General features: G+C 39.6%; 1 protein-coding gene. It reads right to left on the bottom strand.

Going from position 1 to position 672, the window contains the following annotated elements; translation table 11 throughout:
• The coding region (locus EXE45_RS16120; RefSeq protein ID WP_199233650.1) for a hypothetical protein at window positions 1–604 on the bottom strand (604 nt) is incomplete at its 3' end.
• Window positions 605–672: the final 68 nt, after the last annotated feature.

The raw sequence follows: 672 nt of genomic DNA, 5'->3' as shown, positions 1-672 counted from the left end.
CAAACTCGATCAATTGATAAAGCCACATTAGCCCATCCAGTATCGGTCCCCCAATGAATGATAACACAGTAACTGTAGCTCCAATAACGGCGATTAGTTTTAATTTTGTACCGTTTTCCTCCTGCCAAGAGTTTACATGGAAAGACGCCTCCTTATAATCCTGCCCAATATTCCCTTCTGTATCTTGGTATGTGAAAGTAATCGGAATTGTATAATTTCCAGGTCTAGCATCGTTCTTTGTTTCTAGCCTAACTAACAGTGGTGGGTTATGCCCATGATTTTTTTCACCACCGATTCTCCCAAATTCTTCCGATGAATCAGACGACATATCATATTCGAAGAGAGAGTCACTCAGTCCAATGGAGTATCCAACATCTGACGAACTTTCACTATTCACGTTGAGATCTCCGTTATCTATCACCGTTTCAACAAATTCACTCCCTCCCTGTTTGAATACATCACCAAATGGGAACTGAATATGAAGTTTATTATGCTCTATTTCTCCATTTCCAGAGAAATATATACTAAGATACAAATCCTCTCCACGGTCCAAGTGGGGATCTTCTATAATGGGGGTGACACTGAATTGAGCTAAGTCTGTCATTGAAACATACAAACACAACCCAGTAAATTAATCTTAACTTCGTCTGCCGGGTTTATGATATTGTTCTA

Source organism: Halorubrum sp. SP9, from assembly GCF_005435015.1.
Classification (GTDB): domain Archaea; phylum Halobacteriota; class Halobacteria; order Halobacteriales; family Haloferacaceae; genus Halorubrum; species Halorubrum sodomense.
The sequence above is the reverse complement of the archived record's forward strand: the minus strand, read 5'-3'. Positions and strand labels throughout refer to the sequence as shown.